The organism is Sphaerisporangium sp. NPDC005288 (genome assembly GCF_040607475.1).
Taxonomy (GTDB): domain Bacteria; phylum Actinomycetota; class Actinomycetes; order Streptosporangiales; family Streptosporangiaceae; genus Sphaerisporangium; species Sphaerisporangium rhizosphaerae.
In genome coordinates this window covers 46,382-60,728 of sequence record NZ_JBEXGT010000011.1, presented here as the reverse complement: position 1 = coordinate 60,728, position 14,347 = coordinate 46,382, and the positions used below count along the sequence as shown (strand labels likewise).

Annotated in this window: 11 protein-coding genes; 3 read left to right on the top strand and 8 right to left on the bottom strand. The window is 73.0% G+C overall.

The genetic code is table 11. The features are described 5' to 3' along the window. Window positions 1-5 precede the first annotated feature (5 nt). The 4 genes from ABZU32_RS12940 to ABZU32_RS12925 all read right to left on the bottom strand — a co-directional run bounded on the left by ABZU32_RS12940 (window position 6) and on the right by ABZU32_RS12925 (window position 7,397). Window positions 6-2,366 carry a GMC family oxidoreductase gene (locus tag ABZU32_RS12940; protein WP_354921136.1) on the bottom strand — a complete coding sequence of 787 codons (2,361 nt, stop codon included), beginning with the start codon at window positions 2,364-2,366 and terminating at the stop codon, window positions 6-8. Next, window positions 2,356-3,456 carry an alpha/beta hydrolase gene (locus ABZU32_RS12935; RefSeq protein ID WP_354848949.1) on the bottom strand — a complete coding sequence of 367 codons (1,101 nt, stop codon included), beginning with the start codon at window positions 3,454-3,456 and terminating at the stop codon, window positions 2,356-2,358. The genes ABZU32_RS12940 and ABZU32_RS12935 overlap by 11 nt, the downstream gene beginning before the upstream one ends. Before the next feature lie 132 nt (window positions 3,457-3,588). After that, entirely contained in the window at window positions 3,589-6,504 is a 2,916-nt protein-coding gene (locus ABZU32_RS12930; protein ID WP_354921133.1) for an AAA family ATPase, read from the bottom strand. Window positions 6,505-6,728: 224 nt separating this feature from the next. Next, complete coding sequence (locus ABZU32_RS12925) at window positions 6,729-7,397, bottom strand: TetR family transcriptional regulator (protein WP_354921130.1); 669 nt, start codon at window positions 7,395-7,397, stop codon at window positions 6,729-6,731. A 124-nt stretch (window positions 7,398-7,521) separates the two neighbouring features. Between ABZU32_RS12925 and ABZU32_RS12920 the strand changes: the two genes are divergently transcribed. Both ABZU32_RS12920 and ABZU32_RS12915 read left to right on the top strand, forming a co-directional pair. Continuing rightward, the gene (locus ABZU32_RS12920; protein ID WP_354848940.1) at window positions 7,522-8,712 is read left to right on the top strand and encodes a cytochrome P450; all 1,191 of its coding nucleotides are present in this window, start codon (window positions 7,522-7,524) and stop codon (window positions 8,710-8,712) included. Between the two features lie 14 nt (window positions 8,713-8,726). After that, on the top strand, window positions 8,727-8,918 hold the full coding sequence (locus tag ABZU32_RS12915) for a ferredoxin (RefSeq protein ID WP_354921127.1): 192 nt from the start codon (window positions 8,727-8,729) through the stop codon (window positions 8,916-8,918). Window positions 8,919-9,001: 83 nt separating this feature from the next. On the opposite strand, the gene ABZU32_RS12910 is transcribed toward ABZU32_RS12915, so the two are convergent. The 4 genes from ABZU32_RS12910 to ABZU32_RS12895 all read right to left on the bottom strand — a co-directional run bounded on the left by ABZU32_RS12910 (window position 9,002) and on the right by ABZU32_RS12895 (window position 12,117). Then, window positions 9,002-10,225 carry a SpoIIE family protein phosphatase gene (locus tag ABZU32_RS12910; protein ID WP_354921124.1) on the bottom strand — a complete coding sequence of 408 codons (1,224 nt, stop codon included), beginning with the start codon at window positions 10,223-10,225 and terminating at the stop codon, window positions 9,002-9,004. Continuing rightward, on the bottom strand, window positions 10,225-11,022 hold the full coding sequence (locus tag ABZU32_RS12905; RefSeq protein WP_354921121.1) for an alpha/beta hydrolase: 798 nt from the start codon (window positions 11,020-11,022) through the stop codon (window positions 10,225-10,227). The genes ABZU32_RS12910 and ABZU32_RS12905 overlap by 1 nt, the downstream gene beginning before the upstream one ends. Before the next feature lie 118 nt (window positions 11,023-11,140). After that, window positions 11,141-11,677, bottom strand: coding sequence for a hypothetical protein (locus ABZU32_RS12900; protein ID WP_354921118.1), 537 nt, complete (start codon window positions 11,675-11,677; stop codon window positions 11,141-11,143). Then, window positions 11,674-12,117 carry a hypothetical protein gene (locus ABZU32_RS12895; RefSeq protein ID WP_354921115.1) on the bottom strand — a complete coding sequence of 148 codons (444 nt, stop codon included), beginning with the start codon at window positions 12,115-12,117 and terminating at the stop codon, window positions 11,674-11,676. The genes ABZU32_RS12900 and ABZU32_RS12895 overlap by 4 nt, the downstream gene beginning before the upstream one ends. A gap of 341 nt (window positions 12,118-12,458) precedes the next feature. Between ABZU32_RS12895 and ABZU32_RS12890 the strand changes: the two genes are divergently transcribed. Beyond that, window positions 12,459-14,315 (top strand): DUF1996 domain-containing protein, encoded by a 1,857-nt coding sequence (locus tag ABZU32_RS12890; RefSeq protein ID WP_354921112.1) that lies wholly within the window; start codon window positions 12,459-12,461, stop codon window positions 14,313-14,315. Window positions 14,316-14,347: the final 32 nt, after the last annotated feature.

Genomic DNA, 14,347 nt, shown 5'->3' with positions numbered 1-14,347 from the left:
CCGCCTCACCCCGGTCCGTAGACGTCCCAGAGCTGGCCGACGAAGAACCTGCCGAACCGGGCCAGCGCGGCGATGCCGTGCGGGCCCTGCGTGTGGAAGCTCTTCAGCGTCGCCGCGAGGTCCATGGGCTGGATGTGCAGCGTGCCGGCGCCCGCCACCTCCGCCTCCCCGTCCTCGCCCTCCGGGACGTGACCCCACATCACGCGTGTGAACAGGGTCGAGGTGTCCAGCCACAGCCGCGTGGCGGGCCCGTGATGGACGTCCTTCCACCCGGCCAGGGTGCGCGGCAGCCCGTCGGCGCCGGTGAACCACAGCCGGTAGCGCATCTCGCGCCGGTCGGGGGCGCCGCCCGAGGTGAACAGGTTGAACCACCCCCGCTCGACCGGGCGCCGGCCCCCCACGAAGTCGGCGTCGACCCATCCTTCGGCCCGGGCCAGGTGCTCGGGTTCGGCCAGGAAGCGGTCCAGGTCCTCGATGGAGATGGTCAGCCGGAACGTGCACCGCCCGCCGTGCGAGCGCTCGGCGAGGTCGCCCGAGCGCGGGTCGTCCACCCCGAGCGCGATGTGGCCGCTCATCTCCTCGCTGAACGACAGCGACGTGCGCTCGCCGTGCCCGGCGGACGCCAGCCCGTGCGCCTCGGCATGCGGGTGCGCGGGCACCCGTCCCGTTCCCACGCTCATGTCAACCTGTCCTTCTTTCCTCTGCCGTGTCGCCACAGGCCGTCGTTCCAGCAGCCGGGTGCTCATGCGGTCGGCCAGCGCCGCGATGGTCAGGGACGGGTTGGCGCCCACAGGGCCCGGCAGGGCGGCGCCGTCGGCGATGAACAGGCCGGGATGGTCGAACACCTCGCCGTAGGCGTCGCAGACGCCCTCGCCGGGATGCCGCCCCATCGGCGCGCCGCCGAGCGGGTGCACCGTGATGATGCGCTTTCCGAGCCAGGACGGCATGCCCGCGTGCTCGGCGCCGAGCACGTCGGCGATGCGCCGCATCGTCGCGCGCAGCCGGCCGTAGTACTCGTCGCTCGCCTGCTGGTTCCACTCGACGTCCAGCCGGCCGCCGCGCAGCCGCAGCTCACCGTCCGGGACGTCCCTGCCCATGCCCAGCAGCGGCAGAGAACTGGCCGACAGCTCGCCGCCGCCCAGCAGGCCGGCGACCTCGGCCGACAGGTTGGTGTCGCGGGTGACCAGCGCCCGCACGCGCTCGGCGATGAACCGGGCGGCGCGCCCGATCTCGTTGCCGACGTCGGCCCCCTCGACCAGCCAGTCGACGAACGCCGGGTAGCCGCCGTCCTCGATGTAGGCGCCCCGGCCGCTCTCGCGAGGGCCGTCGGCGTCGTCGGCCAGGCGGATCGCGCTGGTGATCACCGGGCCGCGGCTGGCGTCGATCGGCCGGGTGCGGGTGCGGTCCTTGGCCCGCAGCAGGAAGGCCAGCAGGTCGCCGTTGCCCGAGAAGCGCGTGCCCAGCGTGCCGCTGAGCCCCGTGAGCTCGGCACGGCTCTTCAGCAGCAGGTACGTCGTGCCGTACGTGCCCGCGGCCAGCACCAGCCGGTCGCAGCCGATCGTGCCCGATCCCCGCTTGGGGCGGTGGCGCACGTAGTCCACCTCGTACCCGCCGCCCGGCCGCGGCCGGATCGCCCGCGCCTGGTGCAGCGTGCGCAGCTCGGCGCCGTGGTGGCGGGCCGCGGAGAGGTAGGTGTGGTCCAGGCTGTTCTTGGACCCGTCGTTGCAGCCGATGTCGCACTCGCCGCACAGCCGGCACGTCCGGCGGGTGACGCCGTGCACGTTGCCGTACGACGGCTCGGCGATGGGCAGGCCGATGCCCGGCTCCGCGCCCCGCCCGGGGGCGAAGCTGATCGCCAGCGGCGGCAGCCGCCACTCGAGGCCGAGCTCGGCGGCGGCGTCCTGCATCGCGCGGGTCTTCGGCACGTCGAAGGCCGGATGGTCCAGCGGGTAGGGCGAGACCTCCAGCATCCGCTCGACCGCGTCGTAGTGCGGGTCCAGATCGGCCCGCGTCACCGGCCACGACTCGTAGCCGCCCGCGGCGATCTGCTCCTCGTGCACGAACCAGTGCTCGTCCTTGCGGAGCATGACGTTGGCGTAGATCAGCGAGCCGCCCCCCAGGCCGCTCGCCACCACCGAGTCGCAGCCGCCGAAGCTCCACACGTCGTACATGCCGTACAGGCCCTCGCGCGGATCCCAGAAGGCCTTGCCCATCTCGGCGGGGCTGCGCGGGAAGGCGCCGGGCGGGAAGGCGCGGCCCCGTTCGAGGACCACCACCGAGAGCCCCGCCGCCGCCAGCCGGTACGCCGCGACCGCGCCACCGAAGCCCGACCCCACGACCACGGCGTCATAGTGTTCAGCCGGCATGGCGCTTGAGGAAGTCGAGGATGTGCGGAAAGACGTCCACGTGGGCGTTCTTGCCGATGAGCGGGTCGATGTGACCGTAGCCGGGCAGGACGTGCAGCTCGTGGCGGCCGGGGGCGCGCCTGGACAGGATGTCGTGGCAGACGATGTTGGAGTCGGTGAACACGTCGTTGTGCTCGCCGGTCAGGAACAGCACGGGCGTCTCGACGCGGTGCGCGCCGGCCAGGTAGTCGTCGGGCAGCGCCCCGTGGGCGGGGTTGCCGGGGTCGCACTTCACCGCGCGCCCGGCCCGCACCATCTTGTTGATGTGCCGGTAGTAGTTCACGTCCGCGGCGCCGTTCAGGTCGGCCAGCCGCTGGTGGACGTGCGTCTGCGGCGCCAGGTTGCCGTGACGGTACATCGCGGGACGGCCGTAGCCCCACATGAAGCTCTGCATGTGGCAGGCCGGCTCGCGGCACTCGGGGTGGAACAGCGAGACCGCGCGGGCCATCAGCCAGCGGCGGGTCAGCGGGGGAGCGTCGTGGAAGCGCGGGTCGATGTAGCACAGGCCGAGGCCGTACTCCAGCAACGCCGGTCCGAACGCGAGCTTGACGCGGGCCCTCGGGTGGACCCGCGGCGTCAGCCCCACGCTGTTGGCCACCATGCTCGTGACGCCGTCGAGCGCCCCGCCGAACAGGCTCATCTGGAACGACACCGACCCCAGGCAGTGCGCGATGACGTGGATCCGCCGTGCCCCAACGTGACGGCGGAGCTCCCTCAAGGCTGCGGGGTGGTCGTGAAGGGCGATGTCGTCCAGAGTCTGCCGCCGGGTCTCCATGTTGTAGGGGAACCGGCCGCTCATGCGGAAGTCCAGCGTCCAGACGTCGCCGAAGCCGCTGTCCAGCAGGTAACTCACCAGATTGCGGTGCTCCGGCATGATGAACATGTCGCTGGAGGAGGTCAGGCCGTGCACCAGCAGCACGACGTCGTCGGACTCCTCGGCGAAGAAGCGCGTGAGCGTCAGGCCGAGCTCGTCCTCGGTGGAGAAGGGGTGCACCGACACCTCGGCGCCCGACACGCCCTCAAGCGTGTACCGGGGAATGCGGTGCTCCATCTCGCCGACCTCCTGTTCGTGACCCGCCCTAACAATGCCAACCCCGCGGGGCGCGCGGCATCGTGGAAACCCCGTACATCCGGCGGCCCCGGCCCGTACCTCGTAGAGAGGCTCCCGGCGGACGCGGGCCCGTCATGAGCCGCGGTTGAGCTTGGTCGCCACCCCGACGCGCGACCCGACGCCGAGCTTGGCGAAGATGTGCGACAGGTGGGTTTCGACGGTGCGGACGCTGAGGAAGAGCTGCTCGGCGATCTGCTGGTTGGTCAGGCCCTCCACCACCAGGGTGGCGATCTGCAGCTCACGGGGCGACAGCCCGTACGGGGCGGCGCCCGGCGTGCCCTGAACGGCGGTGGCGACGCGCACGCCGTTGCGTCGCTGCTCGCGCATGACCTGCGCCCGCAGCCCGCGCGCGCCGCACGCCTCGAACACCGTGGCGGCCTCCTGGAGCCGCTCGCGGGCCAGGTTGCGCTCGCCCGCGTTCCCGTAGGCCAGGCCCGCCAGCAGCAGCGCCCGCCCCGCGTCCACCCTGCGCTCGTGCGCCGACAGCAGGGAGGCGGCCTCGTCGGCGAGCGCCGCGGCGGCGGCCGGCTCCCCGGCCCGCAGCGCGTGGGCGCGGGCGAGCGGGATGAGGCCGGAGAACGCCGGCAGGTCGGGGTGGGCGAGCGCGGCGGCCCGGTCGGCCCACGCGGCGGCCCCCGCCGGGCGGCCGAGGGCGGCCTCGGCGTGGGCGAGCAGCTCGATGCTGGAGACCAGGGTGCCGCGGTCCAGGCGCGAGTCGGCGAACTTGGAGCAGGCGTCCACGATGGCCTCGGCGCCCTCCTCCAGCCGGCCCGCGGTGACCAGGGCCACCCCTCGGGCCTGCCGCGCCATGTCGCCCCACGCTTCGCCCGCGCCGACTCCGGCCTGGACGGCCTCCTCCCCGGCGCGCAGGCCGGCGTCGTGGTCGCCGGTCCACGCGGCGGCCAGGCACAGCTGGGTGAGCGCGAACACCAGTTGCTGGCCGGACTCCAGCATCCGGGCGCCCTCGACCGACTCGTCGATGGTCGCCAGCGCCTCGGGGAGCCGGCCCATGTGCAGCAGCGTCTTGGCCTTGCCGGCGAGCAGGTTGGTCAGGATGTAGGTCTGCCCGCTGGAGCGGGCGACGGCGGCGGCGCGTTCGAAGTGCCGCAGGGCCACCGGGTAGCGGCCCATGTTGGTCTCGGCCCAGCACAGCCAGGCGACGGCGTCCAGCCACTCGGCCAGGTGCTCGTCCAGCGCCGAGGAGATGAGCCGGTCGGCCGCGTCGGCGTGGCGCAGCGCGTCCGGGATGCGCCCGGCCGCGTAGGCGGGCATCGGCCGCAGCGCGGCCACGGCCGCCGCCAGGTCGGGCTGCCAGTCGTCGCCGGAGTCGGGCATGAGGTCCAGGACGGCCTGCGCGGCGCGGAACTCGCCGCGCATCATGCTCTCGGCGACCAGCCGCATCCGCAGTGGGACGGCGATCGCCGCCCGGGGGTCGGGCATGCGGCGCAGCTCGTCCAGCAGCAGGGCCCGCGCCTCGTGCGGCCGGTCGAGCTGGCGTTCCATCAGCGCGCAGATGCGCGCGGCCCTGGCCCGGCGCGCGTGGTCGTCCGGGGGGAGCAGGCGCAGCAGCTCGCGCGCGGTGTCGCGGCCCTCGGTGAGCCGGCCGCTGACGCTCTGCGCCCGGCTCAACTCCATCAGCAGCTCCAGCCGGTCCTCCAGGGTGGCGGGCTCGTCGGGCATCAGGTCAAGGGCCTTGCGGAACCAGTGCGCGGCGGTGACCGGGGCCTGCGGGGCGACCCTGCGCGCCGCCTCGACCAGGGTGGCGATCGCCCGCCGGTCGCCGAAGGAGCCCGCCCGCTCGAAGTGGTGGGCCTGGACGGTCGCGGGCGCGCCGAGCGTGGCCAGGTGGCCGGCCAGCCGGGCGTGCGCGGCCAGCCGCCAGCCCGGCGCCGAGGACTCGTAGGCGGCCTGCCGCACCAGCGGGTGGCGGAAGCGGAAGCGCCCGGCGGCGGCGGGGCGGACGATGTCGCGGGCTCCCAGCTCGTTGAGGGCCTCCAGCGCGGCGCCCTCGGAGACCTGGGCGGCGACGGCGGCCAGGGCGGGCTCGAACTCGTCGGCGGTGACCGCGGCGGCCTGGGCCACCAGCAGCGAGCGGGGGGACAGGTCGCCGAGCTCGACCTGGAGGGCGGCGCGCACGGTGGGCGGCAGCTCGCCGACGTCCAGCCGGTTCATCCGCGCCAGGGCCTCGAGGTAGAGGGGGTTGCCCCCGCTGGCCTCGTACAGCGCGTGGCCGCGGGTGCGATTGACGCCCGGGCCGAGCAGCTCCTCGGCCTCGGCGCGGGTCAGCGGGCCGACGGTGACCTGCCTCCCCCGCGCGCCCGCGCCCATGACCAGGGCGGACAGCCGGGGCCCCGCCTGCGCGGGCCGGTAGGCCACCGCGAGCAGCACCCTGCCGCGCGGCGGGTGGCGGACCAGGTGGTCCAGGAACTCCACGGAGCTGTCGTCGGCCCAGTGGACGTCGTCCAGGATCAGCGCGAGCCCTCCGGGGTGGGCCAGTTCGTCGATGAGCTGGCGTAGCGCGCGGTAGAGCCGGTAGCGGACCATGCCGCTCTGGTCGGCGTTCTCGTCCTGGTCGGCGCCGTCGTCGGCGTCGGGCATCTTGGCGGCCAGGGCGGGGAACACGGCGGCGAGCCGGCGGGCCTGCGCCGTCCCGAGCCGCTCGCACAGATCGTCGCGCCGCGCCTCCAGGTGGTCGTCCAGGGCGTCGACGAGCCCGCTGAAGGGCATGATCTGCTCGAACTCGGCGGCCCTGCCGCTCAGCGCGGTGAACCCGAGGCCGGTGGTGAGCGCGGTCAGCTCGGCCAGCAGGCGCGTCTTGCCGGCGCCCGGTTCGCCGACGATGGTGAGGAACTGGAAACCGCGGGTGACGGCCGCGTCGGTCGCCTGGGAGAACGACTTGAGCGCCTCGCGCCGCCCGACGAGCGGGGCCTCTCCGGGTTGGGGCCTGCCGCTGCCCTCTCCGAACGGCGGAGTCTCACCACTGTTCATCTCATGTACCCCACAGCGCGACGGAACACCAGGAACAGCCGCGCCGCAATGCAATTTCGCCGGGAAGTTGACGCGGGACTCCGCTGGAGCCGGGCCTTCATGGTCGAGGGCTCTCTACGCGGATGCCCCCGGACCATGATTTTGGCGTAAAACCGGCTGGTGGCGGGCCGAAAGGGTGGATCAGACCTAATCCGCCCACAATGCACGCGATATGACCTGGTCGGTTACACTTGTGTGGCGATGCCGTCGTCATTCGCGCCTGATTCGCGCTCCTGCGGGCGGCCGAGCGAACGCAGGCCGTCCAGGACGACCTCGATGCCCCGCCGCGCCGCGGCCCGCATCAGATCGGGCGGGTCTCCGCGGTCGCGGGCCGCCATGACCGCCTGCTTGACCGCTCCCATGAACGCCCCGACGGCCGCCGCCGCCTCGATCGGGTCGAGCTCGCCCGGGTAGGCCCGCAACAGCGCGCCGGCCAGCTCGCGCTGCACCTCGAACAGCAGGTGCAGCGCGCGCGCCTGCAGCGCGGGCACCGACATGATGAGCCGCGTGCGCGCGGTGTGCAGCTCGATGGCGAGCTCGGCCTCCTCGGTGTCGAAGCTCAGCGCCTCGGCCGCGACGCGCAGCAGCAGGTCGGCCACCGGCTCGCCCGGCCGGCGGCTCGCGATGACGGCGAGCGCCCCGTCGACCCGCCTGCGCGTGTCGAAGAAGACCACGTCCTCCTTGCCGGCGAAGTAGCTGAAGAACGTGCGCGTGGAGACCTCGGCCGCGGCGGCGATGTCGGCCAGCGTCGTCTCGTCGTACCCCTGCTGCTCGAACATGCGCACGGCGGTCGCGATGAGCGTGCGGCGGGTGCGCAGCTTCTTGCGCTCCCGGAGTCCTGGACCACCGGCCATGGCGGAACTTTACTGCATCGGCCAAGAAACTTCATCCATTGCAATATCAGAGGAGGTACTGTTTTCTGTGAGCACCGAGAACGACGTCCTGTAACAGTGGTTGTCAATGTCGAGGAGCGCGTTCATGACCCAGGCCGCATCCCAGCCGGTGACCTTCCCGCTGACCCGCGAGACCCCTCTCGACCCGCCCGCCCCCTTCGGGCGGTGGCGCGAGGAGGACCCCGTCCGCCCCATGCTCTACGCCGACGGCCACGTCGGCTGGCTGGTCACCGGGTACTCCGCCGCGCGCTCGGTCCTCGCCGACCCGCGGTTCAGCACCCGGCTGGAACTGCTGCACCCCCCGATCAACCAGCGGCTGTCCCAGGCCCGCCGGCGTCCGGGCTTCTTCCTGCGGGAGGACCCGCCCGAGCACACCCGCTTCCGCAAGCTGCTGACCGGCCAGTTCACCGTCCGCCGCATGAAGCAGCTCGAACCGAGGATCGAGAAGATCACCGCCGACCGGCTCGACGAGATGGAGCGCCTCGGCCCGCCCGCCGACCTGGTGCAGGCGTTCGCGCTGCCCATCCCGTCCCTGGTGATCTGCGAGCTGCTGGGCGTCCCCTACGACGACCACGAGCGCTTCCAGGGGTACTCCTCCACGCTGCTCAACCTGGACGCCACCCCCGCGCAGGTGCAGGGGGCGCTCGACGACCTGGACGCCTACCTGGGCGAGCTGGTGGCGCGCAAGCGCGTCGAGCCGGACGACGCCCTGGTCAGCGGGCTGATCGAGACCGGGCAGCTCACCGACGAGGAGCTCACGGGCGTGGCGATCCTCCTGCTCATCGCCGGCCACGAGACCACGGCCAACATGCTCGCCCTCGGCACCTACACGCTGCTGCGCAACCCCGACCAGCTCGCCGCGCTCCGCGAGGACCCCTCGCTGGCCGACGGCACCGTCGAGGAGCTGCTGCGCTACCTGACCATCGTCCACCTCGGCCCCGTCCGGGCGGCCCTCGAGGACGTCGAGCTGGCCGGTCACCTGATCAAGGCGGGGGAGGCCGTGACCCTGTCGCTCGCCGCGGGCAACCGTGATCCCGAGCGCTTCGAGGACCCGGATAAGCTGGACATCAGACGGCAGGCCATGGGACATCTCGCCTTCGGCCACGGTGTCCACCAGTGCCTGGGTCAGCAGCTCGCCCGCATCGAGATGCGCATCGGATACCCGGCCCTGCTGCGGCGCTTCCCCGGCCTGCGGCTCGCCGTACCGGCCGACGATGTGGCGATGCGGTCCAACATGGCGATCTACGGTGTGCACCGGTTGCCGGTGGCCTGGTAGGAGGAACACCCCTCATGCGGATCAAAGCGGATACCGAGCGCTGCATCGGGGCCGGCATGTGCGCCCTGACCGCGCCCAAGGTCTTCGACCAGAGCGAGGACGACGGCACGGTTCTGCTGCTGGCGGAGGAGCCGGCCGCCGAGGACGAGGCGGCGGCCCGCCGCGCGGTGCAGGTCTGCCCGTCCGGCGCCCTGTCCATCGCCTGAACGATTCCCCGCAACCGGGCCGTCGTCCGGGTGTGGCTTTCACGTGTGCCTTCCGGGTGTGTCGCCCGGGGCCGGCGGCCGGGTCAGACCGGCGTTCCATCCCCGGGCGAGGCACGGGGGACGCCCAGCGCGAGCACGGCGGTGTCGTCGTCGAGGCCCGCGCCGAAGCCTTCCAGCAGGGCCACCACCGCCTCGACCACGGCCGGGGCAGGCGCGGGCGCCAGCTCCGCGGCGAAGGACAGCAGCGCGTCCTGGCCGAAGCGCTCCCTGTCCGGCCCGGGGCGCGCCTCGATGGCCCCGTCGGTGTAGAGCAGCAGCGTGTCGCCCGGCCGCAGGCGCGCCTCCACCGTGACGAACACGGGGGAGGGGATCACCCCGACCAGCATGCCACCGGTGGTGTCCAGATGCCGCGCCCCGCCGTCCGCGCCCAGCAGCAGCGCCGGCGGGTGGCCGCCGGCGGCCAGGGTGACGGCGAAGCCGTCCTCGTCCGGGGTGAGGGTGCCGACGATCAGGGTGCAGTAGCGCGGCGCCGGATGGGCCGCCTGCCCGTCCCGCAGGACGGTGTCCAGGGACCTCAGCATGCTCTCCGGCCCGGGATCGTGCAGCGCGGCGGCGCGCAGCGTGTAGCGGGTCAGCGAGGTGACCGCCGCCGCCTCCGGACCCTTGCCGCACACGTCTCCGAGGAAGAAGCACCAGCGCCCGTCGCCCAGCGGGAACAGGTCGTAGAAGTCGCCGCCCAGATTGTCCGGCGAGGCGGTGTGGTAGTGCGCGACCGCCTCCAGCCCCGGCACCCGCGGCAGCGACGGCGGCAGCAGGCTGCGCTGGAGCGTGGCGACCACGTTCTGCAGCCGCTCGCGGTCGCGCTCGGCGTCCTGGCGGGCGCGCAGCAGCTCGCGCTCGTAGGCCCGGCGGTCGCGGGCGTCGAACACCGTGGTCCTGATCAGCAGAGGCGCGCCGTCGGAGGCGGTCCTCACCGTCGAGGTGACCAGGACGGGCAGCCGCTCGCCGCTCGCCGTCCTCATCTCCAGCGCGATGCCGCCGACCTCGCCCTGCATGCGCAGCAGCGGCGCGAAGTGGGTCTCGTGGTACATCCGCCCGCCGACGGTCAGCAGGTCGGAGAACGACATCCGGCCCACCACCTGGGCGCGCTCGTGACCGAGCCAGCCCAGCAGCGTCTGGTTGATCTTGGCGATCCGCCCGTCGAGGAGCGTGGACAGATAGCCGCAGGGGGCGTTCTCGTAGAGATCCTCGGCGCTGTCCTCCAGCAGCGCCGCGAAAGCCGCGTCCGTCGGCCGGGACCTCTGCATCAGGCTCGGGCGAAGTCGGCGATCACCGCGGCCGTGGCCTCGGGCGCGCTCAGTTGCGGGCAGTGGCCGGTCGCCCGGAGCGTGACCAGGCGGCTGCCGGGGATCGCCGCGTGCGTGTACGCGCCGACCTCGCGTGGGGCGATCACGTCCTGATCGCACTCCACGATCAGCGTCGGCGTCCTCACCGCCGGCAGGTCGGCCCGGCTGTCGGACAGGAAGGTGGCGCGCGCGAACACCCGGGCGATGGCCGGGTCGGTGCGGCAGAACGCGCCGGCGAGCTCCTCGCCCAGCTCCGGACGCTCGGGGTTGCCCATGATGACCGGCGCCATGGCCGCCGACCAGCCCAGGTAGTTGTCCTCCAGCGACTCGAGCAGCTCGTCGATGTCGGCGGTGCTGAACCCGCCCCGGTAGTCCCCGTCGTCGATGTAGCGCGGCGAGGGCACCAGCAGCACGAGCCCGCCGAACCGCCCGGGCTCGCGCGTCGCGGCCAGCACTCCGACCATGGAGCTCACCGAGTGGCCCACGAACACCACGTCGCGAAGGTCGAGCTCCTCACAGATGTCCAGAACGTCCTGGGCGTAGCCGTCGAGCGAGCCGTAGCGGTCCTCGTTCCAGGCCGACAGGTCCGACCGGCCCGAACCCACGTAGTCGAACAGCACGACCTGGAACTCCTCGGCCAGGGCGGGCGCCACCAGCCGCCAGAGGTTCTGGTCGCAGCCGAAGCCGTGCGCCAGCATCAGGACCGGGGCCCCGTGACGTCCCGCGACCACGACGTTGTTCCTGCTGCGGATGTCCATCCGGCTATCGTCTCATCTACCGCAAATCACGCGTATCGGCGAACGAGGCGGGCGTTCCAGCGGCCGGGGAGATCCGCGGCGGTCACGCCATCGGCATCCGCTTTCCGTCCGTCGGCATCTAGTGCCCCTCGGACATGGTGTGATCCTGCGGCATGGGCTCCCCGGACGGCATCGTGTGCCCGCCCGTCCGCACGGTGCCGCCGAGCGTCACGCGGAAGGGCTCGAGCATCTCCGGGGTGTTGCCCAGGACGATCCAGCGGGTGCCGACCAGGTACGCGCCGCCGTAGCTGAGCGCGTCGTCCAGCCACTCCTGCTTGCCCTTCTCGGTGGCGAACGTCGTGACCGAGTACTGGCCCCGCGCCGTCTTGCACATCCCCTGCCGCAGCTCCTGGGCGTCGACCTGCAACTGCGGGCTCACGCACCCCGTGCGGGCGGCGATCTGCTCGACGGTGGGCGGGGCGCCGGCGGCGGCCCGCGCGCCACCGCACCCGGTCAGCAGGCACCCGGCCAGAACGGTCCAGAGGGCCAGCGCCGCCGCGCGGCCGGGCCGGGCGCGGCGGCCACCCGGCCCCCCGGGCTTCCGGGGCTCCCCGGGCTCACCGTGTCGGCCCAGCTCGGTGTGCCCGCCGCGTGCGGGCGCCGGCCCGGGCGTCACGGCGCGGCCGTCTCGATGTTCCCGCCGACCTTCTCGCTGAAGGACTGCAACACGCCCGGGTCGTTGCCCGCGATCACCCACCGGGTGCCCACCAGGTAGTTGCCGCCCCACTTCTTGGCCTCCTCCAGCCAGTCGTTCTTTCCCTTGTCCGTGGCGAACGTCGTCACGGTGTACTGGCCCTTGTCGGTCTTGCACACTCCCTGGCGCAGCTCCTCGGCGTCGGTCTGCACCTGAGGCTTCTTGCAGCCGGTCTTGGTGGCGAGTTGCTTCAGCGTGGCGGGCGGCCCCGCGTCCGCCGCCGGGGCGGCCGCCGCGGCGGGGGCGGCCTGCCCGCCGGAGGCCCCGCCGCCGCATCCCGTGGCGAGGCCGAGCGCGAGAACGCACCCGAGTACGGCGCTCGCGCGCGTCGTCACCTGCGTGCCGAGGCTTGGGCGTCCCATGGCAGTTCTCCCATTCACTGTGCCGTGTCACTGTGCCGTGCGAAAGTCACCGTCAGCGGGTACGCGGCGGGCGGCCGTCCGGTTCACCCGGGTTCGCACGGGTCCGGCGGGGCCGAAGAAATCCGGAAAGTTTCTTCGCCGTACGTCGAACTCTCCCGCGCCTCCGCCCGTACCTCGTGCCGATGGGGCACCAACCAATGCCGCCATGAGCACGTACTCCGGGAGGAGTTCTAGTAATGGGAATTCAGCACAGACGGCGGTTCAGGCCCGTCCTGAGTTTGCTTGCCCTAGGTGGGGCGGGGGTCGGCCTCGTTCTGGCGAGCCTGTCCCCGGCTGGGCAGGTGCCGGGCCGGGACGCGCCGCTTTCGGCCTCCGCCGTCAGCGCCGCCTCACGCCTCGCCGGCACCACCGCCGCCCCGACGGTGAACTGCCCGTCGGTCGCGGACGAGCTTTCCGACGTTCCGGCGTCGGCGGCCGACGAGGTGCGGCGCAACCTCGCGCTGCTCGACTCGCAGATCGCCGAGGCGAACAAGCGGCTGGTCGCCACCCAAGGGCAGGGCGGCAGTGATTTCGTGCGGAACGCCATCCTGAACCCGTTGAAGTCCAAGCGCCTTGCCACCGTGGAACGCATCGCCGGGGCCATCGGCCGGGTCGCCGAGCGTCCCGAGGGCCTTGAGAACCTGGCCGGCTGCGCCGTGCGCACCGGTTCCGCGAGCGCCGGTCAGGCCGCCGCGACCCCCGAGCCCTCCGCCTCCGTAGGGGCGTCGGACCAGCCGTCCGACCAGGGCGCCGGACAGGGCCAGGACGCCGCCGACCCCTCCGCGTCCGCCTCCGCCGACCCGAGCGCTTCGGCCGGCGCCCGCTCCGGGAACTCGGCCAGGCGCACGGTCAACTGCCCGTCGGTGGCCGACAAGCTCCCCGAGGTCCCCTCGGCCGCCCAGCGGGAGGTTCAGCGCAACCTCACCCTGCTCGACCGGCAGATCGGCCAGGCCAACCAGATCCTGGCGCGCCTCGGCTCCCGCGCCGGCAACGCCGGTGTGGTGCGCAACGCGGTGCTGAACCCGCTGAGGATCGGCCGCTCGATCGTCATCAACCGCATCGCCACCGCGCTGCGGCGTGCCGGCGCGCAGGCCACCGGACTGTCGGGGCTGGCCACCTGCACCGTTCAGAACGGCGCGGGCGGCGGCGGGCAGACGCCTTCCCCCGAACCGTCGGCCTCCCCGACCGGCGACCCCTCGGCGTCCCCCCCGCCCGGCGGCGGCGACCCCTCGGCGAGCCCGTCGTCCTCCCCCTCGGCCAGCGCCTCGCCGACCGGCGGCGCGACCGGCCCCTCGCCCGACGACTTCGTCGACATCCGTCGCGTGCAGCCCAACGTGAACCGGCCCGCCGACGGGGCGAACGCCTCGCGGGGCACCTTCTCCTCCCGCTGCGGGCGCAACGAGAACGGCCACTTCAACTCCGACAACGTCATCGTCGCCCCCGGGGTCACCAACGGCGCCCACCACGTGCACGACTACGTGGGCAACCTCGACACCAGCGGCTTCTCGACCAACGACAGCCTGCAGGCCGCGGGCACGACCTGCTCCAACGGTGACAAGTCCACCCACTACTGGCCGGTGGTGCGCCTGCAGAACCAGCGGGGCAACGACGCCGACAAGGCCGGCGGCGGCCTGGACGGCAACGTGGGCCGCATCGTCCGCCCGGCGTCGGTCTCCATCACCTTCCGCGGCAACCCGACCAGCAAGGTCGTCGCGATGCCGCTGTTCCTGCGCATCATCACCGGTGACGCCAAGTCGTTCACCAACGGCCCGACCAACGCCAACGCGAGCTGGTCGTGCACCGGGTTCGAGAACCGGCAGCTGAAGGACAAGTACCCGATCTGCCCGCGCGGCAGCCAGGTGGTGCGGACCTTCAAGTTCCAGAGCTGCTGGGACGGCAAGAACATCGACAGCGCCAACCACCGCACCCACGTGGCCTTCGCCGCGGCCGACGGCTCGTGCGCGAACGGCTTCCAGGCCATTCCGGCCCTGGAGCAGCGCATCACCTACAACGTGCCGCCGGGCCCGGGCTTCGCCGTGGACAGCTTCCCCGAGCAGCTGCACAAGCCCATCACCGACCACGGCGACTTCATCAACGTGATGTCGGAGGCGCTGATGAAGCGGGCGGTCGACTGCATCAACGCCGGCAGGCGCTGCTGACCCCTTCCCGCTCCGGCCACCGCCGAGGTGGC